This is a genomic window from Micromonospora sp. NPDC050784 (assembly GCF_044456765.1).
Lineage (GTDB): Bacteria > Actinomycetota > Actinomycetes > Mycobacteriales > Micromonosporaceae > Micromonospora > Micromonospora foliorum.
This window is the reverse complement of the sequence record NZ_JBITGG010000014.1, coordinates 45,086-68,935: the sequence shown is the minus strand read 5'-3', so window position 1 is coordinate 68,935 and position 23,850 is coordinate 45,086. Positions and strand designations below refer to the sequence as shown.

Below are 23,850 nucleotides of genomic sequence, written 5' to 3'. Positions count from 1 at the left end.
TGTGTCAAGGCGGTCATGCGCGCGCTCTTGATCAGATGTGTCCACATCGGTTTGGGAACGGCATTGACTTGCTCCTTTGTGAGCGTTTTACTTCGGAAACCCTGCGGATGCCTGCGCGTCACATTCATGGGCAACGCCCCGCTCGCCACAGTCGACGGAGACGGATCGATGCGACAGGACCACGGATGATGTTCGGAACGACGGGCCAGGTGGCGGCGGACTCGGATGTGGCTACCGCCGCGACCTGGAGCCGGGATGACTGGTTGGCCCTCGCCGACCGGATGCTCGCCGCCGCCCGGCCGTTCGCGTCGCCCGGACACGCCCTCGTCACCTTTCCCGGACCGGAGGGCGGTTACGGACGGGCCGTCGACGGACTGGAGGGTTTCGCCCGCACGTTCCTGCTGGCGGGGTTCCGCATCGCGGGTGCACGAGGCGTGGGCCTGGACGAGCTCGTGGACCGGTACACGGCAGGCATCACCGCTGGCACCGACCCGAGCTCTCCCGACCGTTGGGTGCGTTTGGACGAGCACCCCCAGGCGAAGGTGGAGGCGGCCTCCATCGCGCTGGTCCTGGACATGACCCGCCCGTGGATCTGGGATCGGCTACCGTCCCCGGTGCGAGAGCGGGTAGTGGACTATCTGCGCCCGGCGGTCGGCGACGACACGTACCCACGGATCAACTGGGTCTGGTTCCGGCTGGTCGTACAGACGTTTCTGCGTTCGGTGGGCGGGCCGCACTCGCTCGACGAGATGAACGAGGACCTGACCACCCATGACGGCTTCGCCCGCGGGGACGGCTGGATGTCCGACGGGCCGCACCGCGCCTACGACCACTACGTGGGCTGGGCCCTGCACCTCTACCCGACACTGTGGGCCCGGATGGCCGGCGCCGCGGACCTGGCCGAGCAGCGCCGCGAACGGGACCTGGCCGGCCTCGACCGCTTCCTGAGCGACGCGGTCGCACTCGTGGGCGCCGACGGCTCACCGTTGATCCAGGGGCGAAGCCTGACCTACCGCTTCGCCGCGGCGGCGCCGTTCTGGGTCGGCGCCATCGCCGGCGTGCCCTCGGTCGGCCCCGGCCGGTTGCGCGGCGCGGCCACCCGCATCGTGCGTCACTTCGTCGCCAACGGCGCCCTGGACGAACGAGGCCTGCTCACCCTCGGCTGGCACGGGCCGTGGCCGCGTCTGGCCCAGTCGTACTCCGGGCCGGGCTCGCCGTACTGGGCCAGCAAGGGCCTGCTCGGCATCGCGCTACCCGCCGACCATCCGGTGTGGACGGCTTCCGAGGAGCCGCTGCCGGTGGAGGAGCGCGACGCGGTGCGGGCGATACACGCGCCAGGCTGGCTGGTCTCTGGCACCCGCGCCGACGGCATCGTCCGCGTCGTCAACCACGGCACCGACCACGCCGTCGAGGGTGCCACCGTCTCAGATTCCCCGCTCTACGCCCGACTGGGCTACTCCACCGCCACCACCCCGGTCCTCGACGACAGCGGTTGGGCCAGTCCGCTCGACCAGTCCGTCACTCTCGTCGACGACGCGGGCCGGGTCACCCACCGCACCGGCATGCGCCTGCTGACCGTTCGCGTCGACACCGACGGCGTGGGCGTGGCCGGGTCCCGTGCCCTCGCCCACTGGGTCGACCCGGATCCGGGTCAGCGCGATCACGGCGGCGGCCGCGTGGGCCGGTACCGACCGGCCGGGCACCTCACGGTGTATTCGCTGGTCCGCGGCCCCTGGGAGGTACGTCTGACCCGCGTCGACGGCCTCGCCGACGGCGTCGAGGCGGGCGCGCTGCGACTACGGATCGGCGGCTGGGCCATTGCCGGGGATGCGACGGCCACCGCCGGCGGCGGTGTGGCGGTCGTGACCGGGGCCGACCTGACCAGCCGGCTCGACAGCGTTCACGGTGGCGGAACGGCCGGTGTCACCGCCGTTCCGCACGGCGGGCCCCTGGCCGGTGGGCTGGTCGTGCCCTGGCTGGACCACCCCGTCCGGCCGCGCGCATGGGTCGCCACGTTCACCGAGTTGTCCAGGGTGCCGGTGGCCACGGCCGGGCAGGCATGCCAGGCCGTGATCGACGAGGACGGCCACGGCCTCCACCTGGCGGTCGACTGGCCCGACGGAATCAGCACGTTGATCCGTCTGGACACGGAGCAGGCCAGGCCCACCCAGGCGTCCTGGTAGCAGTGCGGGCCCGTCCGGGCCCCTTGACCCGAAGGAGAGAGGGATGAAGCGTGCGATACCGGCCGTCATCAGCGCTGCGACGGCCCTGACGCTCGTTCTCGCCGGTTGCGGCGGCGGAGACGAGCCAGTCGACCCCAATGCCCCGGTGACCATCACCCTGGCCGGCTGGACCCTGTCGTCCACGCCCGAGTTCAAGACGCTCGCCGACGGCTTCAAGGCGACCCACCCGAACGTGACGGTGCAGCTCAAGGAGTACGCCGCGGGCAACGACTACGACACCCAGATGATCACGGACCTGGCCGCCGGCACCGCCCCGGACGTCTACGTCATGAAGACCCTCAAGAACTTCTACACCTACCAGAGCGGTGGTCAGCTGCTCGACGTCTCCGACGCCGCCTCCGGTCTCGGCTCGAGCCCGGCGCTCGCGCCGTACCAGGTGGACGGCAAGGCGTACGCGGTGCCGTACCGGCAGGACTCGTGGGTGTTGTTCTACAACAAGGACCTGTTCGCGAAGGCGAAGGTGGCGCCGCCGGACGGCAGCTGGACCTGGGACGACTACACCGACGCGGCGAAGCGACTGCACACCGGGCTGAAGGGGGCCGGCTCGAACGCGACAGGCGCGTACCAGCACACCTTCCAGTCGACAGTGCAGGGGTTCGCGCTCGCCCAGACCCCCAACGCGGACCTGCTCTCCGGTGACTTCGGCTACCTGAAGCCGTACTACGAGCGGTCACTGGACCTGCAGGCGGCCGGCGCGCAGCCGACCTTCGGCACGGCGAAGACCAACAAACTCACCTACCAGGCGCAGTTCGGCAAGCAGCAGTCGGCGATGCTGCTGATGGGCACCTGGTACGTGGCCACGCTGCTCAACCAGCGACAGAGCGGTGACGCCGACAAGTTCCAGTGGGGGATCGCCCCGGCCCCACAGTTCGACAAGTCCACCACCGGCACCTCCGCCACACCTGTCACCTTCGGCGACCCGACCGGCCTGGGTATCAACCCGAAGATCAGCAAGTCCAAGGCCGCCGCAGCCAAGGCCTTCCTCCAGTACGCGGCCGGCCCGGACGCCGCCAAGGCGCTGGCCGGGATCGGCATCACTCCGGCCCAGGTCACCGACGCGGTCACCGCGACGCTGTTCGGGCTGGACGGCGTACCGCAGGACGACCTGTCGAAGTTCGCCTACGCCAAGCACACCGTCAAGCCGGAGAACCCGGTGTCGAAGCACACCGCCGGCCTGCAGAACCTCCTCAACGAGACGCACTCGGCGATCCTCTCCGACAGCAAGGGCGTCGACGCGGAGCTGAGCAAGGCGCAGACCCGCGCGAAGAACGAGGTCCTCAACCAGTGAGCTGACGGCGGGTCCGGCGCGCCTGAATCGCACGCCGGCCCCGCCGCCACGCCGAACGCTTCCGGAGACTCCCTATGGCAACATTGCCGCGCACGAGACCCAGGAACCGGCGGCTGGTGTCGCGCAACACGGTCGCCGGCTGGTCGTTCATCCTGCCCAACTTCGTCGGCTTCGCCGTGCTCACCCTGCTACCCGTCGTCGTGCTGTTCTACGTGGCTTTCACCAGCTGGAACGTCTTCGGGGTGGCCGAGTGGACGGGCACCGCCAACTTCCGGCGGATGTGGAGCGACGCGAGCTTCTGGACCGCGCTGCGCAACACCGTCTACTACGCCGTCTTCCACATCCCGCTGACCCTCGCGGCAGCACTCGGGCTGGCGCTGCTGCTCAACCGCAAACTGCGCGGCGTACGGTTCTTCCGCACCGTCGCCTTCTTCCCCTACATCACCTCGATCGTGGCGATCGCGGTCGTCTGGAACCAGCTGTTCAGCCCGGAGTACGGCCCGATCAACGCTCTCCTCGGCGCCGTCGGGGTGGACAATCCGCCGGGCTGGACCGCGTCGGCGACCTGGTCGATGCCGGCGGTCATCATCGTCGGCACCTGGCGGTACATGGGCTACTACATGTTGCTGTTCCTCGCCGGCCTGCAGACCATCCCGGCCCAGCTCTACGAGGCGGCCGAGACCGACGGCGCCTCACCGTGGCAGCGGTTCGTGCACGTGACCCTCCCGGGCCTGCGGCACACCACCTTCTTCGTCACGGTGCTGCTCACCATCGAGAGCTTCAAGGTCTTCGACCTCATCCTCGTGATGACCGGCGGCGGACCGGGCCAGTCGACACTGGTGCTCTCGCAGTACATCTACCAGAAGGGCTTCGAGGAGAACCAGTTCGGCTACGCCTCGGCGGTCTCCATCGTCCTGTTCGCCATCTGCTTCGGCATCACGGTCATCCAGTTCTGGGTCAACAAGCGGAGGAACAGCTGATGACCGCTACCGACCTCTCCCTGCCTACCCCGGCCGTCGCCGCGCCAGACAACCGCAGCGCGCCCCGCCGGCCGGTCCGGTCCCGGGGTTGGCGGCTCGTCGGGTACGCCGTTCTCGTGCTCGCGGCGGTCGGGCTGCTGCTGCCGTTCTTCTGGATGGTGGTGGCGTCGTTGAAGACCAACAACGACGTCTTCACCATCCCGATCACCTGGCTTCCCGACCCCGTGGTGTGGCGAAACTACGTCGACATCTGGCAGCGCTCGGACATGACGACGTGGCTGCGGAACACCCTGCTGCTGTCAGTGACCGTCACCTTCCTGCAGGTGTTCACCGGCAGCTTCGCGGCCTACGGCTTCGCCCGCGTCCGCTTCCCCGGCCGTAACCTGCTCTTCCTGGCGTACGTCGGGACGATCGCGGTGCCCTGGCAGTCGTACATGATCCCGCAGTTCATCCTCATGTCGAAGATGCACCTGTCGAACACGCTGTGGTCGATCGTCGCGATACAGGCGTTCGGCGCGATCGGCGTGTTCCTGATGAAGCAGTTCTACGAAACGATCCCCGAGGAGCTCAGCGAAGCGGCGCGGGTCGACGGGCTCAGCGAGTACGGCATCTACCGACGGATCATTCTGCCGTTGTCCCGGCCGGCGCTTGCCAGCCTCGCCCTGCTGATGTTCACGACCACCTGGAACGACTACCTCGGCCCGCTGATCTACCTGCGCAGTCCGGAGCTGCGCACCATCCAGTTGGGGCTGAACACCTTCATCTCCCAGTACAACGCCGAGTACGCGCTGATCATGACGGGCTCGGTGCTGTCCGTGCTGCCCGTCGCCGTCATCTTCCTGCTCGGCCAGCGCTACTTCATCGAGGGCGTCGCCTCGACCGGACTGAAGGGTTGAGGCCCATGCGTTCGCGCCACAACACGATCACCGCCGTCTTCGACGGGATCTACGTCGCGCTCGTCACCAACCTGCTGCTGGTGCTCGGTTGCCTGCCACTGGTGACGCTCGCGTTCACCACCGAGGCGGCGCGCTCCTGGCCGCTGTACGCGCTGACCGCCCCGCTCTGTGCGCCCGGGCTCTGTGCGGTCTTCGCGGTCATGTCCGCCTACTCCGTCGGCGACTCCGGCGGCGTGCTGCGCACCTACGGCCGTGCCTGGCGAGCCACCGCCCGGCCGGCGATGCTCTGGACGGCGGCAGCCATGACCACCCTGGTCGTGCTCGCCGTCGACGCCCGCGCCGCCTGGGGCCACCGGGTCGGCGCACTGGCCCTGCCGGTCCTCGCGACCCTGATCGTCCTCACCGTCGCGACCACGCTGCTCGGGTTGGTGACCATCGTCGACCGACCCGCCGCGCGGTTGCGTGACGTGGCTCGTGCCTGCGTGTATCTGGCGGTGCGCCGGTGGTACCTCAGTGCCGCGTCGCTGCTCGTGCTCGTGCTGCTCGCCCAGATCCTGGCGGCCCGCCCCGCGATCGCGCTCGGCCTCGCCGCCGCGCCACTGCTCTACGTCGTCTGGGCCAACAGCCGCTTCACCCTGCGCGCCGCCCTCGACCCACCGACGACCACACCCCAGACCACCTGAACACCAGGTTCCGGCCACCGAGCCGGGACGCCGACGACAAACCTGCCCGGCACCGGACCGGACCCACGAGGGAGAACAGCATCCATGACGGCGACCGACGTCCGTCCCAACTCCGACGCAGAGGCCATGGCGGCCGCGGTGGCCGCCGCGATACGTACCGTCGACGCGAACATCGCCACCTTCGGCGCCCGGTACCCCGCGGACACCACCGACGCGAACCGCTACCCGCTCCGGCCACCGAGTGCTGGCCAGCCCGAGGGCGCCAACGTCGGCTGGACCACCAGCTTCTGGCCCGGCATGCTCTGGCTGGCACACGACCTGACTGGCGACGAACGGCACCTGCGGGCAGCGCTCTCCCACGTGGACAGCTTCGCGGCCCGGATGACCCACGGCATCGACCTGGACACCCACGACCTCGGGTTCCTCTACACCCTCGCCTGCGTCACCCCGGCCCGTCGTACCGGCGACCCGCAGGCCCGAGACGCGGCTCTCGCCGCCGCCGACCACCTGATGACGCGGGTCCTCGAACCCGCCGGAATCATCCAGGCCTGGGGCGACCTGAACGACCCGCGCCAACGCGGGCGCACGATCATCGACAGTCTCATGAACACGCCGCTGCTCTTCTGGGCCAGCCAGACCACCGGCGACGACCGCTACGCCGCCGCGGCCCGCCGGCACACCGCTCAACTGCGCCAGCACATCCTGCGCCCGGACGGCACCACCTTCCACACCTTCTACTGGGACACGGACAGCGGCGCGCCACTGCGCGGGGAAACCGAACAGGGCCACGCCGACCACTCCTGCTGGGCGCGCGGGCAGGCCTGGGGCATCTACGGGTTCAGCCTCAACCACCGGCACATCGGTGACCCCGCGCTGCTCGCCGCCGCGAGGACCTGCGCCGACCATTTCCTCGCCCACCTGCCCGACGACCACGTCGCGTACTGGGATCTGGAGTTCGGCGACGGCAGCGGCCAGGAGCGGGACAGTTCGGCCGCGGCCATCGCCGCCTGCGGCCTGGTCGAACTCGCCGACGGCCTCACCGACACGGCCAGCGCCGACCGGTACCGGACAGCCGCCACCAAGATCCTGCGCTCGCTCATCGACCACTACTCCACCGGCGGCCATCCGGTCTCGAACGCGCTGATCCTGCACGGCGTCTACGACAAGCCCAAGAGCGTCGGTGTCGACGAGGGAACCCTGTGGGGCGACTACTTCTACCTGGAAGCCCTCACCCGCGCCACCGTCCCCGGCTGGATCAGCCCCTGGTGACCGCCGCGACCGACCCGCACCGCCCCGCATCCCGAAAGGTGACCATGGACTACCGCTATCACTGCACCATTCCCGCCGCCGACGGCCGGAACACCCTGCCCGTCAATCCCTGCCGGCTGCTGGACTTCACCCTGCTGCGGCTGTCGGCCGGCGAGTCCTGGACCGGCGAGTCCGGTGATCGGGAGATCCTGGCCGTCATCCTCGGTGGAACGGCTAGCTTCACCGTCGCCGGCCGCCACTTCCCGCAGGTCGGCCAGCGTCCGGACGTCTTCTCCGGCAAGCCGCACTCCGTCTACATCCCGGCCGGCTCCTCGGTGACCGTCGAGGCGTTCAGCGCCGTGGAGATAGCCCTACCCAGCGCACCCAGCGAACTGGCCACAGACCCCTACGTCATCGCACCGGATCAGGTCGCGAGCGGTCGTTGGGGAGCGGCCAACTTCGGCCGTACCTACCACCAGATCCTCACCGAGATCTCCCAGCCGGACCTGCCCGCCCGCCGGCTCATCGTCGGCGAGACCTACACGCCCTCGGGCAACTGGAGCACCTACCCGCCGCACCGGCACAAGGTAGACGACCTGCCCGCCGAGGCCGCACACGAGGAGATGTACTACTACCGCGTCAACCCAGCGAACGGGTTCGGCATCAGCCGGGTCTACACCGACGACGGGTACGAGGAGAACGTCACCATTCGTAACCATGTGATGCAGATGATGCCCGAGGGGTACCACACAGTGGTCAGCGCACCCGGCTACACCACCTATTTCCTGTGGTTCCTGGCCGGCACACAACGCACCCAGGGTGCTCGCGAGGACGCCGACCTCGCCTGGGTGGGCCAGACCGTACCGACCCTGGGGAGCCTGGGCCTGTAGTGACATTGGTGGGACCCATCGCAACGTCGTCGTCGACCTGGGGGTGGCCGGACGTTCCGACGTGACGTCATTCGGTAGCCAACGGACCACCCGTGGCCCTATTGTGCTAGGTAACTAGTAGAATGGGGTGATGAGGTGATCGAGTTTCACCTGGACGCACGGTCCGGGGTTGCGCCGTACATGCAGCTCATCCGACAGGTACGGCACGCGCTCCGGCTCGGGGTTCTCAACGAAGGCGACAAGCTGCCCACCGTGAAGGAGGTCGTGGCCCGGGTCGCGATCAACCCGAACACGGTGTCCAAGGCGTACCGCGAGCTGGAGTACGAGGGCCTGGTCACGGCCCGGCCAGGACTGGGCACGTTCGTCACCCGCACGCTGGGCGGCGACTCGCTGAGCAAGCACGAGCCACTGCGACGGGACCTGACGCGCTGGCTGACCGAGGCGCGGGAGGCGGGCCTGGACGACGAGAGCATCGAGGCGCTCTTCCTCAGCAGCTTTCGGGTCTTTTCGGAGGCCCGAGGATGACTAGTGCCCTGACCGCCGACGGTCTGAGCAAGCGGTACGGACGGCGTTCCGCGCTGAAGGACTGCAGTCTGGACATCCCGTCCGGCCACGTCGTGGGCCTGGTCGGGCCGAACGGCGCCGGCAAGTCCACGCTGCTGCAACTGGCCTGTGGGCTGCTCGATCCGACCTCGGGGCGGATCGAAGTGCTCGGCGAGCGACCGGTCAGCGGGTCGCCCCGGGTCGGGTTCGTCGCGCAGGACACCCCGGTCTATGCCGGCCTGACCGTCGCCGATCACCTGCGGATGGGCGCGCACCTCAACCCCTCCTGGGACGGTGCGCTCGCCGAACGGCGGATCGCCCAGGTCGGCCTGGACCCGACACAGAAGGCCGGCAAGCTCTCCGGCGGCCAGCGCGCCCAACTGGCCCTGACCGTCGCCGCGGCGAAGCGACCCAATCTGCTGCTGCTCGACGAGCCGGTGGCCGCACTCGACCCGCTCGCCCGGCGCAGTTTCCTACAGGGACTGATGGAGCTGACCGCCGAGCAGGGCATGACCATCGTGATGTCCTCGCACCTTGTCGCCGACCTGGAACGGGTCTGCGACCACCTGATCGTGCTGGTCGCCTCCCGGGTACGGGTGGCCGGCGACGTGGACGACCTGCTCGCCACCCACCACCGCCTGGTCGGGCAGCGGCGCGACACCGCGGACCTGGGCGCCGGGCGGGCCCTGGTCGAGCAGAGCCACACCGAGGTGCAGTCGACCCTGGTGGTGCGCAGCACCGCACCGATCGTCGACCCGACGTGGCAGGTCGACCGGCTGGACCTGGAGGACATCGTGCTGGCGTACATGAGCGGCGCCGCCGGCGACGGGCCGAACCGGGTTCTGGAGGGACAGCGATGATCTGGATGACCTGGCGACAGTTCCGGACCCCGGCCCTGGCCACCGGCACCCTGTTGCTGGTGCTCCTTGCCGGTCTGGCGCTGACCTGGACGGAGGTGACGGAGCTGGCCACGCAGACCGGGTACACCGGCTGCCAGGGCGACGCCTGCCGTGACGCCGGCGAGGCATTCCTCCAGGCGCTGCAACCGGGATGGGCCAGTGAGTTCCACATCGCCGCCATCGGGGCCCTGTACCTGCTGCCCGCCCTGGTGGGCATCTTCTGGGGCGCGCCGTTGGTGGCCCGGGAGTTGGAGACCGGCACGTACCGTATGGTCTTCAGCCAATCTGTCAGCCGCGGCCGCTGGCTGCTGGTCAAACTGACGGCCGGCTGCGGTGCCGCCGCACTCGGTGCCGGCCTGCTCAGCCTGGTGCTGACCGAGTGGGCGCAGCCGATCGACGGGGCCTCGGCGGACCGGATGAACCCGCTGGTGTTCGCGGCCCGGGGGATTGTGCCGATTGGCTACGCGACGCTGGCCTTCGTGGTGGGTGTCGCCACCGGGCTGCTGCTGCGGCGGACCCTCGCCGCAATGGCGGTGACCCTGCTGGTGGTGGTCAGCCTCCAGATCGCCGCGCCGTTCGTGGTGCGCCCCTGGCTGGCTCAGCCCGTCACCACGGTCAGCCCTCTGGAGTTCGACGGTGATTACGGGATCTCGATGAGCTCCGACACCGGTCGGATGACGGTCCATGCCCAGCCGGACCGCAGGGGTGACTGGATCGTGTCGAGCACCACGATCACCTCGACCGGCGCGGAATTCACTGGTCCGGCCGACATGACCCAGTGCGGGCCGAGGGCGCCCGGTGGGCGCGGGGCGTGCCAGAGATGGCTGGGCGAGCAGAACCTCAGCCTGAAAGTGACCTACGTGCCCGGCTCGAAGTTCTGGAACCTGCAATGGCGGGAGTTCGGCGTGCTGGTCGCGTTGACCGTCGTGCTGTCCCTGTTCTCCCTCTGGTGGGTCCGCCGCCGACTGGTGTGACGGCACAGCCGGTGGGGGCGGGCGGAGCGCCTGCCCCCACCGGCCTGTCAACCCATGGTTTCTGCCGCGACACCTAGGCGTAGGCCAGGGGAGCGTCAGAAGCTGCTGACCAGCTTCACGAACGCTTCGTCGATCTTGGCGGGATCGGTGGCGTCGAAGGCCTTGCCCGACGATGCCTTGGCGATCTTGTCAAGGGTGGCGAAGTCCGACTCCCGGTCGAAGGCGATGCAGAACACCTTCACCGGACGCCGCGGGTCCAGGGCGACCTCGGCGAGCAACCGGGCCAGGTCGTTGTCCCGGCTGTACTCGTTCTTGCCGTCGGTCAGCACCACGATCGCGTTGATCCGCTGCGGGTCGTACCGGTCGAGCAGTTCTCGGTGTGCGGCCCGGACCGTCGCGTAGAGCGCGGTGCCGCCCTCGACGTGCAGGCCGGCGATCTTGCTGTTGATCCGTTTCTGGTCGAACCCGCCGAGCGGCACCTCCTCCCGGTAGGGGCTCTCCGGCCGCTGCTGGGTCTCCGAGGAGAACGACCAGAGCCCCACCCGGTCTTCGGCGTTGAGCAGCGCGAGGCCCTTGCCCGCCGCCGCCGAGGCGACCTGGAAGCGGGTACGGGTGCCGACCTTCGCCTGCATCGAACCGGAGGTGTCCAGGGCGATCAGGATGTTGGCCTTCTTGCGGAGCGTGCGCCAGCCGTCCAGCATCGCGCCGACCACCTCCGGATCCGGGGGCTCGAAGTAGGTCAGCCCGCCGCTGGGCTCGGCGCCAACGCTGGCGAGCAGCTCCGCAGAGGCTTGGCGCTCGTGGTCCCGGAAGCCGAGGCGGGCGAAGCTCTCCTGCTGGTCGTCCTCGGTCAGGAACTTCTGGAAGTCGGTCGCCGCCGCGCGCTGCCGCTCATCGGCGGAGGGCAGCACCACGAACGGGTGGTCCAGGTTGAACGTGCCCTCCTTGGGGTGGACGGCGACCAGCGGGACGTTCGGCCGGCGGCCCCGCTCCTGCCCGTCCTGCCGAGGGCTGAGCGCGCCGGTGTTGTAGAGGTCAACCAGCTCCTCCTGCAGGACGATGGCGCTCATGTCGTCCGTGCTGCCCGCCCCGCCGGCCAGGTCCGCCTCGGCGAGGCTGCGCAGCAGGTCCACCGAGTCGTCGCTGTAGTGCGACACGTTGGCCTCGATCCGGCGGACGAACTGGGTGACCGTCGGGTTGGCCAGGTCGGACCGGGTCAGGTCGCTGGCCCGTTGCACCGCCGCGTAGTAGGTGGCGATCGTCGCCGCCAGCCCGGAGGTGGACAGGTTCGGATTGTCCTTGCCGAAGGTGAAGCGGCCCCACTCCGGTTTGCCGAAGTCCGCCCACCCGTCCCGCCCGGAGAGGCCCAGGATCTCGCCCCAGCCCAGCGGCCCGCGCTGGCGTACCAGCTCGGCCTTGGGCTGCGGCATTGCGATCACCAGTGGACTGTTCGCGATCGACGGGTAGTGGTCCGGGGTCTGCAGCTCCCGCCCGGCGGCTTCGTCGAGCAGCCGGAGCTGGCCGGTCCACAGGCTCGACGTCGGCAGCCAGACCTGTGGTTGTGGCAGGCCGGTGTGGGTCCAGCCGGTGGCCAGCGCCTCGGTGGCCTTGCCCGAGTTCAACGCGCTGACGTGCACCTGGGCGCAGCCGCCGCCATCGATCGACCGGTCGCTGCGGTTGTAGCGCTCGGCCAGGTCGACCAGCAGCGCCGCCTTCTCCGTGGAGGAGTTGACCTGGAGGATGGTGGCACAGTCGGTGCCGGCCCCCTCGTTGCCCGCCTCGCGCTGCCGGACGAACACGAACGCCCCGGCGATGACCACCAGCCCGGCGGTGACGGCAGCGGTGTACGGCAACCACTGCCGCGTACGCCTAGCGGTTGGGGCCATCGGGACGTCCTCCTCGGCGGGGGGCTGGTGGCAGTCAACCTATCGATCCGGCGCCAGTCGGCGCCCCCGACCCCGACGCACCGCTCACTCGTCGTCGGACCGTCTCCCGATCGCCGTCGCGACCAGCAGCCGAACCAGGTAGACCACGACGAAGGCCACCGCCCCGACCGCGGCGGCCGGGCCCACCGCGCTCGACGCGACGTAGCCGGCGGCGGCGCCAACCGAACCGAGGAAGAGCGCGGTCGAGATGCCCCAGGCGTCAAGGGCCTCACCACGCAGCCGCCGCCACGCGCCACCACCCCCAGCGCGAACGCCAGGCTCTGTCACCGGCAGGTGTGCCGGCTGCATCATGACCGGCAGGTGTGCCGGCTGGGTCGGCCGGGCCTGGGTCGGCACCGTCGGCCTGGTCGGCGTCTGCGTCGGACGCGGCTGCGGTGCCGTCGGCGTGACCTCGGGCAGCGGGTGGTCCGGTGTCGGCGCGCCCGCGGTCTCGTTGCCGACCTCGAGCAGGCTCTCCCGACGTAGCGGCTCGGTGACCCTGCCGTCCTGCCGGAGCAGCCGCACCAGCACGCGCTCGGCGGCCGGCCGGTCCGCCGGATCCTTGGCCAGGCACTCCCGGATCAGCTCATCCAGGACGGGAGGCAACGCTGGCAGGTCGGGGGCGTCGTGCAGCACCCGGTGCATCACGGCGAAGAGCGAATCATTGCCGAACGGCGGCCGACCACCGGCGGCGAAGGCGATCGTGGCGGCCCAGGCGAAGACGTCGCAGGGCGGACCGATCGTGTCGTTGCGGAACCGCTCCGGCGCCATGTACGCGGTGGTCCCCATGACCCGGCTGGACGCGGTCTCGGTGTTGCCCAACGCCCGCGCGATGCCGAAGTCGATCACCCGGGGACCGTCCTCGCCCAGCACCACGTTGTCCGGCTTCAGGTCGCAGTGCACCACCCCGGCACTGTGGATCGCGGCGAGCGCGGTGACGGTGCCGACGGCGAGCCGGTGCAGGGCGTTGCCGGTCACCGGGCCGCGCTCGCGGACGTGCCGGTGCAGGGTCAGGCCCTCGATGAACTCACTGACCACGTAGGGCCGCTCGCCGTCCACCTCGGCGAAGAGCACCTGCGCGGTGCAGAACGGAGCCACCCGGCGGGCGGCGGCGATCTCCTTCACGAACTGCGACCGCGCCCGTGGGTCACTCAGGTCGACGTTGACCATCTTGATCGCGACCCGGTCACCGGCGTCGTCCTCACCGAGGTAGACGACCCCCTGCCCACCCGCGCCCAGCCGGCCGACCAGCCGATACGGGCCGGCGGTGACCGGATCGTGCGTCCACAGTTTCGCCAACCCTGGCACCGGCGGGCCGGCCAGTTCCGACATCCCGACTCCATCAGCGTCGTGCCCGGCCACCGGCGGCGCAGGACACGGCCATCGTGCCATGCCGACTGCCAGCGACCGAGGATGCTCGACCATGGGTCGAGGTCGACGGTGACGTGACGCCTGCGGCGACCTCGTTCGGCGGGCTGGAGGTCAGCCGTCGCCCGTGTACGCAGACGTGTTGATGGGACGGTGCGTTGTCGATCTCGATGGTCGAACCGGGCGCCCGTCGTCAGAACCGTGCGCGGTTCAAGGCTTTCTGGAGTGCGGCGATGGTCGCGTAACCCCAGATCCCATCGACTGACAGTCCCGCAGCGATCATGGTGTTGAGGTGTCGCTGCAGAGCCTTGATCGTGCCCGGTCCCATCCCACCGTCCACGGCGAGTCCGGCATTGCTCCAGTTGTTCAGATGGCTTTGCAGGGCGCGGATCGAGGCAGGCCCCCACTGTCCGTCGACAGTGGTGCCGAGGGCGCGCTGGGTGGCCCGAATGGTTCCCGGTCCGAAATCCCCATCGACGGCCAGGAGTGCGCCCTCGTCGTAGTAGGCCTGGTAGGCGGCCTCGGTGCCGGGACCCCAGAGGCCGTCAGCGGTGACACCGAGTCGGCCCTGTAGCCAGCGGACACCGGTGTCCGTGCTCGGACCCCAGAAGCCATCGACCACCAGGGCCGGGGAATAGCCCATGTTGTTGACAGCTCGCTGTTGGGAGGCCGTGGACCGCACGGACGACATGCCGCCGCCGGGAGCGCTGCCGTTGATCTGAGCCTGGTACGCGACCTCCGTATTCGGGCCCCACAGTCCGTCGGCCGTGACGCCGAGTCGACCCTGTAGCCAGCGCACACCGGCGTCTGTCTTGGGCCCCCAGAACCCGTCCACGACCAGGGCCGGCGAGTAGCCCGCGTCGTTGACCGCCTTCTGCTGGGCAGCAACCGTGCGTACCGACGTCATGCCGCCGCCCATGCCACCGCTGCTCGGCGGAGAGTCGGTCATCCCGGGAACGTCGTCCGAAACCATGCCGCCCTGAACCCAGGTCCGGAGTTGGGAGCCGGGGCATGCGGTCGAGTTGCCCGAGAGCCCACCATGCCAGGTCTTGGCGAGGGTCTTGCCGCTCAGCGCGTTGGCGCGATCGTAGATAGACCGGATCGAGCGGAGCACGGCCGGTGTGACGTCACCGTCGGAGCCGATGAAGCACACTCCGAGGTGCGTCACGTTGTGCCCGCTCGCGTGAGCGCCCTCGACCTCCCAACCGCGGCCCTCGTAGACCCGGCCGGCCACATCGACCAGAAAGTTGTACCCGATGTCCGACCAGCCGTTGCTGTCCATGTGGTAGTTCTGAATCTGCCGCGGTGTCGTCGCGCTCGTTCCCGCCGAATAGTGGACCGTGAATCCCGTACGTGTCGTGATGGGGACCCGCGTGACCGCGGCGGGAGGCCGCGCTCCCCATTGAGCGCGCAGGATGGTGTTCAGAGGCGCCGGAGGGCTCGGCGGGATCGGCGGCGGCTCCAGCGAGCCGTTCGTAACGTACTGGTAGAGCGCTATTCCGGGGCATTCGGTCGTGGCCAGATCTCGGTGTCCCCTGATTCGTGGTCCCGCCTTGCCGACCAGCCGCAGGTGGCCGATGAGGTTTCGGATGGCGGCCAGCATCGCGGCGCTCGGCTGGTCGTCGGAGCCCCAGGGCAACCGCGTCGAGCCGATGAGGCTCATGATGGCGTAGTAGTCCTGGTTCGCCCCCTTGGTTTCTGTGTCGTTGGCCGCCGAGCGGATTCCCATACCGCGACCTTCGAAAATAACGCCGTGTTGGCAGACGACGAAGTTGTACGCGATATCGGTCCCCTCGCCCTCCATGCCCGTGTCCTGGATCTCGCGCATCTGCCCGAAGCAGTCGTTGTGATTGGCGGCTGGATCCCACCCGTCGGTGTTGCCCTTGTAATGGATGGCGACGCCTCCCTGCCAGGGCATCCAGGTATACGTCTGATCCGGCTCCGGTGGCTTCGCTCCCCACTGGGCGCGAGAGACTATCTGGATGTCGGCGGCCGCCATTGTGGCGGCTCCACGTGTCGGTGGGGCCGACCGTGCGCTCGCCGGTGACGTAGGCAGAAAGGCAGAGACTGCGGCGGCGGTGCCGCCGATGAGTGCGGTACGGCGACTAATCGGCACGATCGACGTCGGAGAAGCCGTCGACGATTCGTGATCGGTGGGAGCGGGTAGCGCCATCTCGTCGCGCTCCGCGGAACGACCATCAGCCATAATTGGGCCCCCTTAGAGTGGAACCTGAGCGGAAAGCGTGGTGGCCCGTGTCATCGCAACACGGGCCACCATCAGGTGCAGGTCAAGTGCCCACGCTGACCCATTCGGAGCAGCTCGCAGAGGAGATGCTGTTGCTCGGGTAGTTACCCGAGCAGGCGCGGAACACCACGGACTTGAGGGTGACGCCCGGCTGGCTCTCGGGGAACGACTTGTTCATGTAGCGGTGGCCGCCGTAATAGCCGGCGGTGTGCCAGATTCGTCCCTGTCGTACGATCGCCCCGTTTGGGCTCACCTCGTCGTCGAAGAACCGCCAGTCGATGACGACGGGATAGCCGTCCTCCCAGGTGTCCTCGATACGGAACCACTCCCCGTGTGGGGCGAAGCACGCATAGGCGTTGGCGCTGCTGTTCGTGCAGACCCAGTCCACGAGCGGGCCGGGGCCGATCTCGTCGGTGGCGAGCTGCTTCCCATCGGCGGCGGCAGCCGGAGTTGCGGTAGCGACGACGGCGACGGCTGTGGTGAGCAACGTGGCCACAACGCTTCGTAGCTTTCGGCCCATTGTTGTTCCTCCCGTAGTGTGTCGGCACCCGATCGATCCATCCGAATGTCGGCCTGAGTGCCGATAGGTCGACGGGAATGATTCGAGCACGGTGGGAGGGATCGTCAGTGGTCGCTGGGTGTACGGATCTGTACGAACCTGTACGGTCGGCGGGCGTCCGCTGTTCGTACACGTTCGTATGCGCTGGCCGTGCCGCCGATACCTGCGCGGCCGGCGTCGCGGCTGCCTGGTCCGCTGGCGGGGAAGCTCACCAACTCGCGATGGCGGGCGGACCTGGGACGGGGCCGGTGTCCTCGGGGATTGTCCGCGTAACCGTTGCCTCGTCCCGAATCCGGTTGGCAAGCACGATGTCTCCAGCCATACGGTGTGCTTCGGCCAGGGTGTCGAGGCCGGCAGCCAGCCAGGTCGGGGAGCCGACCTGCCGCCAAAGTTTGACGGCGGACTCGGCTCGGCGTCGGGCCAGGGTCGGCCGGCCGGCCGCGAGTTGTGCGGCCGCGAGCGCGTTCAGCACCGCAGCCTCACCCCACAGGTTGCCGAACTCGCGGTAGGTCCAGAGGCTTCGCGCTAGTAATCGGCGTCCTTCCGCGTGTGCACCCTGTCGTACCAACAGGTCTCCGAGCCAACAGGTCGCGTGTGTGGCGGTGAGCCTGTCCCCGAGGTCTTCGCTGATCGAGACGGCCTGCCGGAAACAGGTGGCGGCGACCGGATAGTCACCGAGCAATCGGTGAGCCTGTCCCAGGGCCCGCAAGGCCTGCGCTTCGCCGGGGCGGTAGTTGGCGGTTCGGCTCAACCGTAGGCATTCCTCGAACCGGGTCCTGGCGGCCTCGATTCGGCCCTGCTCGAGGTCGATGACGCCGATGCCGTTGGTCGCGTAGACGAGGCAGTTGATGTTGCCTGTCGCGCGGGCGAGTGCGGCGGCTTGCTCGAAGTGCCGCACCGCTGTCGCATACTGGCCGAGCAGCCGGTGGACGTACGCCAGCCCGGCCGTCGCGCTGGCCCGGTAGGCGGGGCCCAGGCCGTCGGCGAGCAGGAGGGCCTGCTCGAAGTGATACAGCGCCTCCGGGTAGCGATCGAGGATGGTGGTGAGTTCGCCCAGGCAGCGGTGAAGTTTGGCCGCGCTGCGACGATCACCCGAGTGCAGGGCCGCTTTGAGTGCCCGGCCCTGGAGTCGTTCCCAGTCACCGAAATGGGTGCCGACCTGGAAGAACGTCGTCAACGAAGTGGCCAGCCCGGCGGCGGGCGCGACCTCGGTGGCGTCCAGCGCCTGCTGAATCACCGCGATGAGGAACCTGCGTTCGTCGTTGAACCAGACCACTGGGTCGACGAGAAGCTGATCGGCGTCCGAGGCTGGCAGCCGCCAGGACATCAGTTCTTTCTGCGTGATGCCGTGGAAGTCGGCGCTGAGGATGTTGGCGGCAAGGTCGGCGAGGTACACGCTGGCACCGACAAGCCGGCCGAGCGCCGCCGCCCGGATCTCCCGCGAGATCTCCCGTTCCGCCCTCTCCCGACCGAGCAGCCGCACCAGGTCGTGCAGCCCGTAGCGGATACCGGTGGCGCCGATGGGACCGACCTCGGCCAGATGTACCTCGACCAGGTCATCGAGAATGGCCTCCGCGTGGGGCAGGCTGGTGTCCAGCAGCGCGGCCAGGGCCCATCCGGCGAAGTCCGGTCCGGGCAGCAGACTGAGCAGTTGCAGGGACTGCTGTGCCGGTGCGGACATTCCTCGGTAGGTCAGTTCGAGGCTGGCCCGTACGGCAACGTCGCCGACGGCCAACTCGTCGAGTCTGCGCTGCTCGTCGGCGAGCGCTCGGGCGACCTTGGCCAGCGGCCAGTGGGGTCGGGAGGCGAGGCGGGCTCCGGCCACCCACACCGCGAGGGGCAGGCCGCCGCAGGTCTCCACGATGAACCGGGCCGCCTCGGACTCGGCGGTGGTGCGGCCCCGACCCAACATTTCGCGCAGCAACGCGAGCCCTGCCGTGGAGTCGAGGATGTTCAGCGGTAGGCGCCGGCTGCTCAGATCCGCGAGCGTGCTCCGGCTGGTGACGATGGCGGCGCACCGTCTGCCGCTCGGCAGCAGATTGCTGACCTGCCGTGTCGTCAACGCGTTGTCCAGGATGATGAGCATCTCGCGCTGCGCCAGCAAGGTGCGGTAGAGGTGGATCCTGCTGGTCAGGTCAGGGGGCATCGCGCTGCTGCGTACGCCGACCGCACGGAGGAAAGCTTCCAGGACCGTGAAGGGATCGGCTGGATCATCGCCGAAGCCCTGTAGATCGATGTAGAGCTGGCCATCCGGGAACCGGGGGGCGAGCAGGTGCCCGAGACGTACCGCGAGTGCCGTCTTACCGACCCCAGCCGGTCCCGTCACCAGCAGGGTCACCGGGGCCGGGGCATTCGGGTCGAGCAGCCGGAGGGCCTCGGCCACCTCGTCGTCCCGTCCCACAAACGGCGACACCACCGGTGGTAGCAGGAAGGGGGCGCTCTGCCGTCCGGCTGAGCCGTCGAGGCGGTGCCTGACGTATTCCTCGGAACCCGGCGGTGCACCCGACGGGTCCGGAGCCGGTCCGGGTACGACCCCTGCCGCCGCCGAATGATCCCACTGGACCAGCGCACGGCGTGCCTCGATCCATTCCTGCACTACCGCTGGGTCGCTACCGCACGCCCGCACCAGGGCGGCCACAATTTCCTCGGACGGCAGCGAGAGCCGGTTGAGCGCGCTCGCGATGGTGCTGGCCGGCAACTGATCGCCGGCACGCCGGGCCTTCCGTTCCAGCGTCCGGTACGAGAGCCCAGACGCGGACTTCAGTGCGCGCAGCCGGGCGACGAACTCAGCTGCGGTCCGCACCGCACCAGGAGGTTGCGGTGTCGACACAGACCGCACCTTACCAATGCACGTCGCTACGGTTCGATGTTCGGCACGCCCGAGCCCGTCCGGCCGGTCCGGGACCGCGGGGTGGGCAGCGCCGCTGACACACGCGGTTCGAGAGTCCATCGTGGAGCGAATACGGGGTGTACCGTCGCCGCATGACGGTGCTGCAGGAGTTTGTCGCCGCTCTTTCCAGCGGCCGGATCCAGGTTGTCGACCTCACCGCTCCGCTCTCGGACCAGACTCCGATCCTGGGTCTGCCCGAGCAGTTCGGCCAGACCTGGCCGTTCCGGCTCAGCGAGATCAGCCGGTACGACGACCGCGGGCCGGCCTGGTACTGGAACAACTTCTCCACCGGCGAGCACACCGGCACCCACTTCGACGCCCCGGTGCACTGGGTCACCGGACAGCAGGGCGCGGACGTGTCGCAGGTCCCGGTGGACCAGTTGATCGCCCCGGCGGTGGTGATCGACCACGCCGCCGACGCCGCCGACAACCCGGACTTCCTGCTCGAGGTCGAGCACATCAAGGCGTGGGAGGCGGAACATGGCGCCCTGCCCGCTGGTGGCTGGCTGCTCTACCGCGCCGGCTGGGACGCGTACGGCGACGACCCGGAGCGGTACGCCAACGCCGGGCGTACTCCGGGCATCTCCGTCGAGTGCGCCCGCTGGCTGGCCGAGGAGTCGCCGATCCAGGGCGTCGGGGTGGAGACGGTCGGGACCGACGCGGGCGCCGCGCACTCGTTCGACCCGCCGTTCCCGTGCCACTCGTTCCTGCTCGGCCAGGACAAGTACGGCCTGACGCAGCTCCGTAACCTGGCGCAGTTGCCGGCGACCGGCGCGGTGGTGATCGCCGGGCCGCTGCCGATCGTCTCCGGTTCCGGTAGCCCGTGCCGGGTCCTCGCGCTTGTCGAACGGTAGGACCGGGCCACCGATGCGGGTAGCCGAGGTGGTCGGGCGGGTTCTGTACGGACACGGCTCGCGGCACGTCTTCGGGGTGGTCGGCAGCGGCAACTTCCATGTCACCAACGCGCTTGTCGCCGCTGGCGCCCGGTTCGTGGCGGCGGCCCACGAGGGTGGCGCGGCGAGCATGGCGGACGGGTACGCCCGCACCGCCGGGACGGTGGGACTGCTCTCGGTGCACCAGGGTCCGGGCGTCACCAACGCGCTGACCGGCCTCACCGAGGCCGCGAAGAGCCGTACCCCGATGGTGGTCCTGGCCCCGGAGGTGACCGCGCCGCGGTCGAACTTCTTTCTCGACCTGCCGGCGCTCGCCGCCGCGGTCGGGGCCGACTTCCATCGGGTACGCGCGACGCACGCGGCCGAGGACGCGGGCGCGGCGTACCGGGCCGCGGCCCGGGGCGCGACTGTGGTGCTGGGTCTTCCGTTGGAGGTGCAGCAGGCCGGGACCGAAGCGTGGTCCGGCCCGGTCCCCGCGGTCGCGCCGACCCCGGCCACCGCCCCGCAGGTCGAGCCGTTGCTGGCCGCGCTCCAGGCCGCACGTCGACCGGTCTTCATCGCGGGTCGCGGTGCCCGGGCGGCCCGGGAACCACTGACCCGGCTCGCCGACGCGTGCGGCGCGCTGCTCGCGGTCTCGGCCGCGGCGAAAGGACTGTTCGCCGGGAACCCGTGGAACCTCGACGTGGCTGGCGGCTTCGCCACCCCGCTCGCCGCCGAGTTGATCGGCACGGCGGACCTGGTCGTCGCGTGGGGTAGCACGCTGAACATGTGGACCACCCGGCACGGCGAACTGATCCCGCCCGCCGCCGTCGTCGTCCAGGTGGACCACGACCCGGCCGCGTTCGGGGTGAACCGCTCGATCGACCTGGCGGTGGCCGGCGAGGTGGCGACGGTCGCCGAGGCGGTGCTCGGTCGGCTGGGCATCGGCGCCACCGGGCCCGTGGACGCTGGGACCGGGGAGTGGCGTACGCCGGATCTGGCGCAACGGATTCGCGACCACGGCCGGTGGCGGACCGTCCCGTATGCAGACGAGAGTACGTCGGCGCGGGCCGGCGCCCCGGCGGCGATCGACCCGAGGACGCTCTCGGCCGCCCTGGACGACCTGCTGCCGCCGAACCGGACGGTGGTGGTCGACTCGGGTAACTTCATGGGCTACCCGTCGATGTGGCTCGATGTGCCGGACGTGGCCGGGTTCTGTTTCACACAGGCGTTCCAGTCGGTCGGGCTCGGCCTGGCCAGTGCACTCGGCGCGGCGGTCGCCCGGCCGGACCGGCTCACCGTCGCGGCGGTTGGCGACGGCGGCTTCGTCATGTCCGCGACCGAACTGGTCACCGCCGTCCGGCTGGCGCTACCCCTGGTCGTGGTGATCTACGACGACGCGGCGTACGGCGCCGAGGTGCACCACTTCGGCCCGGACGGGCACCCGTTGGAGACGGTCACCTTCCCCGAGACCGACCTGGCCGCGATCGCCCGCGGTTACGGCTGCGACGGGTTGACCGTCCGGACCGTCGACGATCTCGCACCGCTACGCCACTGGCTCGCCGGTCCCCGTACCCGGCCGATGGTGATCGACGCCAAGGTCAGCGCCGCGCGCGGCTCATGGTGGTTGGAGGAGGCGTTCCGTGGCCACTGAGCCACCACCGCCGCGCCCAGGGCCAGGGCACCAACGCCGCCGGTTTTCAGCCGGGCAACGCCCGGGTCGGGTCGGTGACAGGGTGTCATAGCTGACGTACGTTGGCGCGGTGGCCACTCTCTGGACCTTGGGATGCGATGCCGACGATCCCCAGCGGATCGCTGCCTTCTGGGCGGTGGCCCTCGGCTATGTCAAGGAACCCGGCTTTGACGAGCCCGACAACGCGTCCATCGTCGACCCGGACGGCCGGGGCCCTGCCATCGCCTTCCTCAAGGTTCCCGAGGGAAAGTCCGCCAAGAACCGCATGCACATCGACATTCGGGTGGCCGGTCCGGGCTCCGGGGACATGGCCGAGCGCGCCCGGTTGATTCGGCAGAAGGTGCCCGACCTGGTTGCCGCCGGCGCGACGGTGGTCCGCGAGGAGTGGTACGGCGACGTCCTCGGCCATGTTGTCATGCTTGATCCCGAGGGCAACGAGTTCTGCGTCGCGTGATGCCCTGATCACTGCCCGCTTCGGCCGCCGTTCATTCTGCGAAAGCCGTTTGCTGGTGCAGCCGGTGGGTAGCTGGGAATTCATGACTACGCCTGAGCAGAGTCAGCAGGAGAGAGCCCTCGAGACGGGCGCGGTGTATCAGGACGCCGAAGGGCGTCGAACGACGGATCCAGGCTCCGGTGCTGCGCATGCCGACAGTGAGGCTGACCGCAACGCGGAGCACCTGAGGCGGGGCGAGGTCGGGCCACGCGTCCCGGAGGAGTAGCCGTCCGCCCCCGCGGCCGGACGCGGGCGGCCTGGCCGCAGGACCACCGGGTCTTGGTTGCCGTGCCGGTTCAGCGCGCAGATGTTCCGGCTGCCCGGTCCACCAGGGCCTGCGCCACATCGCGGAGCTTGCGGTTGGCGTCCTGCGACACCTTCGCCAGGATGCTGAAGGCTTCGTTCGAGGTGCACCGGCGTTCAACCATGATGATGCCCTTCGCCTGCTCGATCACCGCGCGGCTGGCCATGGCGTCCCGCATCTGGCGGGCGAGGTTCGCGGTGCTCTCGTAGAGCTGGGCGTTGGCCAGGGCGACGGCGGCGTACGCGGCGAAGGTCTCCAGCACGGCGATCGTGTCATCGTCGAAGGCGTGCGGGGTCCGGGCATAGACGTTGAGCCCGCCGACGACCGCCTCCTGGATCGGCATGCCGATCGACACGGAACTGCCGACTCCCGCCTTGCGGCCACGCTCCGCCCAGTCGGGCCAACGATCCTCGGCGGCAAGATCAGGTACGGCGAGGATGCCGCCGCTGGCGGCGGCGGCCAGACACGGACCGCTTCCCTGGGCGTACTGGCGCTCGTCCAAGTCGAGAGCCAGCTCGTCGGTGAACGCCGCGGTGTGCCCGGTCCCGCCGCGAACCAGCGTGACCGACACCTCGACCGGCACGGGCAGCACCCGTTTGGCCAGTTCCGCGACGCGCTGCAGAACGTCGTCGAGGCCGGTCTCACCGAGCTTTATCCGGCCGAGTTCGGCGAAGGCGTCGGCGGGGTCCGTCGGCGAGTAAGTCACGGCACCAGGTCCTCACAGCCGGCGCGCCCGTCGAGGAACCAGAGGTCGGAATGGTGGGCACGCGGATGGCAGCCCGCGTGTCGCGGACCGCTGCACGGACCCCAACTGGGCGGTGCCGGGACCAACGCCGGTTGCTCGACGCCGATTCGCC

The 23,850-nt window shown here is 69.6% G+C and carries 19 protein-coding genes; 13 read left to right on the top strand and 6 right to left on the bottom strand.

Annotated features, from left to right (window positions below; translation table 11 throughout):
• Positions 1-185 precede the first annotated feature (185 nt).
• From ACIBD9_RS19990 to ACIBD9_RS19945, 10 genes are all read left to right on the top strand, one after another.
• On the top strand, positions 186-2,183 hold the full coding sequence (locus ACIBD9_RS19990; protein ID WP_396719615.1) for a DUF2264 domain-containing protein: 1,998 nt from the start codon (positions 186-188) through the stop codon (positions 2,181-2,183).
• Positions 2,184-2,226: 43 nt separating this feature from the next.
• Positions 2,227-3,531: an ABC transporter substrate-binding protein gene (locus ACIBD9_RS19985; RefSeq protein ID WP_396719613.1), complete on the top strand. Its 1,305-nt coding sequence runs from the start codon at positions 2,227-2,229 to the stop codon at positions 3,529-3,531.
• Between the two features lie 116 nt (positions 3,532-3,647).
• On the top strand, positions 3,648-4,511 hold the full coding sequence (locus ACIBD9_RS19980; RefSeq protein ID WP_396719611.1) for a carbohydrate ABC transporter permease: 864 nt from the start codon (positions 3,648-3,650) through the stop codon (positions 4,509-4,511).
• Positions 4,511-5,407, top strand: coding sequence for a carbohydrate ABC transporter permease (locus ACIBD9_RS19975; RefSeq protein ID WP_396719609.1), 897 nt, complete (start codon positions 4,511-4,513; stop codon positions 5,405-5,407). Before ACIBD9_RS19980 ends, ACIBD9_RS19975 begins: the two co-directional genes overlap by 1 nt.
• 5 nt (positions 5,408-5,412) lie before the next feature.
• Positions 5,413-6,090, top strand: coding sequence for a hypothetical protein (locus ACIBD9_RS19970; RefSeq protein ID WP_396719607.1), 678 nt, complete (start codon positions 5,413-5,415; stop codon positions 6,088-6,090).
• A gap of 84 nt (positions 6,091-6,174) precedes the next feature.
• Complete coding sequence (locus ACIBD9_RS19965) at positions 6,175-7,359, top strand: glycoside hydrolase family 88 protein (RefSeq protein WP_396719606.1); 1,185 nt, start codon at positions 6,175-6,177, stop codon at positions 7,357-7,359.
• A gap of 44 nt (positions 7,360-7,403) precedes the next feature.
• Positions 7,404-8,228: a 5-deoxy-glucuronate isomerase gene (gene iolB / locus ACIBD9_RS19960; protein WP_396719604.1), complete on the top strand. Its 825-nt coding sequence runs from the start codon at positions 7,404-7,406 to the stop codon at positions 8,226-8,228.
• A gap of 135 nt (positions 8,229-8,363) precedes the next feature.
• A complete protein-coding gene (locus ACIBD9_RS19955) occupies positions 8,364-8,753 on the top strand; it encodes a GntR family transcriptional regulator (protein ID WP_366341689.1) in 390 nt (129 codons plus the stop codon).
• The gene (locus tag ACIBD9_RS19950; RefSeq protein WP_396719602.1) at positions 8,750-9,631 is read left to right on the top strand and encodes an ABC transporter ATP-binding protein; all 882 of its coding nucleotides are present in this window, start codon (positions 8,750-8,752) and stop codon (positions 9,629-9,631) included. The genes ACIBD9_RS19955 and ACIBD9_RS19950 overlap by 4 nt, the downstream gene beginning before the upstream one ends.
• Entirely contained in the window at positions 9,628-10,644 is a 1,017-nt protein-coding gene (locus ACIBD9_RS19945; RefSeq protein ID WP_396719600.1) for a hypothetical protein, read from the top strand. The genes ACIBD9_RS19950 and ACIBD9_RS19945 overlap by 4 nt, the downstream gene beginning before the upstream one ends.
• Positions 10,645-10,739: 95 nt before the next feature.
• Here the strand turns inward: ACIBD9_RS19945 and ACIBD9_RS19940 are convergent, their stop codons facing one another.
• The 5 genes from ACIBD9_RS19940 to ACIBD9_RS19920 all read right to left on the bottom strand — a co-directional run bounded on the left by ACIBD9_RS19940 (position 10,740) and on the right by ACIBD9_RS19920 (position 19,544).
• A complete protein-coding gene (locus ACIBD9_RS19940) occupies positions 10,740-12,530 on the bottom strand; it encodes an extracellular solute-binding protein (protein WP_396719598.1) in 1,791 nt (596 codons plus the stop codon).
• Positions 12,531-12,614: 84 nt separating this feature from the next.
• A complete protein-coding gene (locus tag ACIBD9_RS19935) occupies positions 12,615-13,901 on the bottom strand; it encodes a protein kinase (RefSeq protein WP_396719596.1) in 1,287 nt (428 codons plus the stop codon).
• A 229-nt stretch (positions 13,902-14,130) separates the two neighbouring features.
• The gene (locus ACIBD9_RS19930) at positions 14,131-15,936 is read right to left on the bottom strand and encodes a peptidoglycan-binding protein (RefSeq protein ID WP_396719594.1); all 1,806 of its coding nucleotides are present in this window, start codon (positions 15,934-15,936) and stop codon (positions 14,131-14,133) included.
• A gap of 289 nt (positions 15,937-16,225) precedes the next feature.
• Positions 16,226-16,702, bottom strand: a complete 477-nt coding sequence (locus tag ACIBD9_RS19925; RefSeq protein WP_387174878.1) for a hypothetical protein — start codon at positions 16,700-16,702, stop codon at positions 16,226-16,228.
• Positions 16,703-16,949: 247 nt separating this feature from the next.
• On the bottom strand, positions 16,950-19,544 hold the full coding sequence (locus ACIBD9_RS19920) for a tetratricopeptide repeat protein (RefSeq protein ID WP_396719592.1): 2,595 nt from the start codon (positions 19,542-19,544) through the stop codon (positions 16,950-16,952).
• A 179-nt stretch (positions 19,545-19,723) separates the two neighbouring features.
• On the opposite strand from ACIBD9_RS19920, the gene ACIBD9_RS19915 reads away from it, so the two are divergent.
• From ACIBD9_RS19915 to ACIBD9_RS19905, 3 genes are all read left to right on the top strand, one after another.
• The gene (locus ACIBD9_RS19915; RefSeq protein ID WP_396719590.1) at positions 19,724-20,485 is read left to right on the top strand and encodes a cyclase family protein; all 762 of its coding nucleotides are present in this window, start codon (positions 19,724-19,726) and stop codon (positions 20,483-20,485) included.
• Positions 20,486-20,498: 13 nt separating this feature from the next.
• Positions 20,499-22,157, top strand: coding sequence for a thiamine pyrophosphate-binding protein (locus ACIBD9_RS19910; RefSeq protein ID WP_396719588.1), 1,659 nt, complete (start codon positions 20,499-20,501; stop codon positions 22,155-22,157).
• A gap of 109 nt (positions 22,158-22,266) precedes the next feature.
• A complete protein-coding gene (locus tag ACIBD9_RS19905) occupies positions 22,267-22,650 on the top strand; it encodes a VOC family protein (RefSeq protein WP_396719586.1) in 384 nt (127 codons plus the stop codon).
• Positions 22,651-22,985: 335 nt separating this feature from the next.
• Here the strand turns inward: ACIBD9_RS19905 and ACIBD9_RS19900 are convergent, their stop codons facing one another.
• A complete protein-coding gene (locus ACIBD9_RS19900) occupies positions 22,986-23,699 on the bottom strand; it encodes a GAF and ANTAR domain-containing protein (protein ID WP_396719584.1) in 714 nt (237 codons plus the stop codon).
• Positions 23,700-23,850: the final 151 nt, after the last annotated feature.

Coding starts and splice junctions, on each gene's coding strand:
- ACIBD9_RS19945 (WP_396719600.1), top strand. CDS start 9,628: ATGATCTGGATGACCTGGCGACAGTTCCGGACCCCGGCCCTGGCCACC.
- iolB (WP_396719604.1), top strand. CDS start 7,404: ATGGACTACCGCTATCACTGCACCATTCCCGCCGCCGACGGCCGGAAC.
- ACIBD9_RS19910 (WP_396719588.1), top strand. CDS start 20,499: ATGCGGGTAGCCGAGGTGGTCGGGCGGGTTCTGTACGGACACGGCTCG.
- ACIBD9_RS19975 (WP_396719609.1), top strand. CDS start 4,511: ATGACCGCTACCGACCTCTCCCTGCCTACCCCGGCCGTCGCCGCGCCA.
- ACIBD9_RS19935 (WP_396719596.1), bottom strand. CDS start 13,901: ATGTCGGAACTGGCCGGCCCGCCGGTGCCAGGGTTGGCGAAACTGTGG.
- ACIBD9_RS19990 (WP_396719615.1), top strand. CDS start 186: ATGATGTTCGGAACGACGGGCCAGGTGGCGGCGGACTCGGATGTGGCT.
- ACIBD9_RS19925 (WP_387174878.1), bottom strand. CDS start 16,702: ATGGGCCGAAAGCTACGAAGCGTTGTGGCCACGTTGCTCACCACAGCC.
- ACIBD9_RS19940 (WP_396719598.1), bottom strand. CDS start 12,530: ATGGCCCCAACCGCTAGGCGTACGCGGCAGTGGTTGCCGTACACCGCT.
- ACIBD9_RS19950 (WP_396719602.1), top strand. CDS start 8,750: ATGACTAGTGCCCTGACCGCCGACGGTCTGAGCAAGCGGTACGGACGG.
- ACIBD9_RS19965 (WP_396719606.1), top strand. CDS start 6,175: ATGACGGCGACCGACGTCCGTCCCAACTCCGACGCAGAGGCCATGGCG.
- ACIBD9_RS19970 (WP_396719607.1), top strand. CDS start 5,413: ATGCGTTCGCGCCACAACACGATCACCGCCGTCTTCGACGGGATCTAC.
- ACIBD9_RS19985 (WP_396719613.1), top strand. CDS start 2,227: ATGAAGCGTGCGATACCGGCCGTCATCAGCGCTGCGACGGCCCTGACG.
- ACIBD9_RS19930 (WP_396719594.1), bottom strand. CDS start 15,936: ATGGCGGCCGCCGACATCCAGATAGTCTCTCGCGCCCAGTGGGGAGCG.
- ACIBD9_RS19915 (WP_396719590.1), top strand. CDS start 19,724: ATGACGGTGCTGCAGGAGTTTGTCGCCGCTCTTTCCAGCGGCCGGATC.